At 32.2% G+C, this 1,695-nt stretch carries 1 protein-coding gene and 1 pseudogene; both read left to right on the plus strand.

The window, feature by feature from the left end; all coding sequences use genetic code 11:
* The first annotated feature begins 60 nt into the window (after positions 1 to 60).
* Positions 61 to 771, plus strand: a complete 711-nt coding sequence (locus tag AC1DRF_RS26395; RefSeq protein WP_028409967.1) for a FadR/GntR family transcriptional regulator — start codon at positions 61 to 63, stop codon at positions 769 to 771.
* 701 nt (positions 772 to 1,472) lie between these two features.
* Positions 1,473 to 1,695 (plus strand): annotated as a pseudogene (locus AC1DRF_RS26400) (MFS transporter); the annotation flags it as partial.

The following is a 1,695-nucleotide window of genomic DNA, read 5'->3' on the forward strand; positions in this document are numbered from 1 at the left end:
GTATATAATAATTATGTCTACTTAATTATGAATAAAATGAGCTAATAATTATAGAGAGAAGTGATTTCCATTAGTTTTAATCCAGTTTCCAATAATAAATTATATATTCAAATTTATAATCAAATTCTTTCTGAAATTCAATCTGGAGCGTTCCAAGTAGGAGATAAACTCCCTGCTGAAAGGGAGCTGTGTGAACAATTTGGTGTAAGTCGAGTGCCTGTTAGACAAGCCCTTAGTGCATTAGAATTGAACGGTTTTATCTATTCTCGTCAAGGAGAGGGTGTATATGTTAAAGAGTTTCAAACAGAAGCTGAAAATTCTCAATCCACACTTTTAACGGACTCTACCTCCCCTGAAGACATTGTGGAAGCAAGAATGAACATAGAGCCTCTTATTGTACGTTTTGCAGCTTTGAGAGCTACAGAAGAAGACATTAAGGACCTGCGTGCAACAATTGATAAGATGGAGGAAGAAACGAACGCAGGCGTGTATGTACCAGAAACAGACGAAGCCCTACATAATGGTATAGCAAAAGCTTCTCATAATGATTTATTTATTAGTATTATGGCAGCTATTAGCAATGCGATGAAACAGCAGGAAATGTGGAAGTTTATAAGAGATCGAACCGTCACGAGACCTGACTACCGAGAAGTTAATTTTAATGAGCATAAATTACTTATTAATGCAATTGAACAGCATAATGAAGAAGAAGCTGTGAGAATTATGAGTTTTCACATGCAAAATTTATATGATCGTTATTGGAAAGCTTAATTCCAACTAATTTTTTATTAGAATAATACCAAATATAGAGGTAAAAGGCAGCTAAAGTGTAGCTGTCTTTTTGCTGTTGAAAAGACAGCATAAAATGAGTAAGATTCAGTGTTTTCTTTCCACACAAACTGTATATTTCTTTTCGTTTTTAATAAAAATCAGAAAATATTTAATATAATAATTATATTGACAATTGATAGGTATGTAAGTACACTATTTATATAAGGTAACTTAGTATACAAGTAGCGAATCTATAAAACGGAGGTAATGTAAATCTTAAAATTCATTATTCTTTACAGCTCGATATTTTTTGAAGAGATTAGCAGAAAGGTTCAAAAATGTAAGCGTTTTTTATCGTTATCGTGCATTACAAATGTTTTGGATTATTAGGATAGAAATTAGAAAGTAGATTTATAGTGTTTTCATATCGTTAGTAAGGTTCTTGTATATAATATTTTCTAATAGTTCTTACTTTTTTAAATGATGAATAATAAAGGGGATACTTCGCTTTTTCATTTTTTATATGTCCATATGAAAGGGATTACAGAAGTAGGGACTAGATTTACTGAGACTTAGAAATAGATCAATCATCTTTTATGTAAACTTTTAATTCTTTCTGTCAATTAGCCTAGAGCAAACACTCAGGTCAAAGACCGAAGAGTATGAAGAATAGAAGGATGGTACCCCAGGGAGGAATTATTTTGGATCCAATTAACTTAGAACGTTCAACTACTAAAAAAGTAACGTTAAGGCTCATTCCATTTCTATTTTTATGTTTTACCATATCGATACTTGATCGAGTGAATATCGGGTTTGCTGCATTACAAATGAATGAAGATTTAGGTTTTTCTAATGCTGTTTTTGGATTAGGGGCAGGGATTTTCTTCCTTGGCTATTTCCTTTTAGAAGTACCTGGAAGTGCTA

This window comes from Priestia sp. P5_B4 (assembly GCF_056400385.1).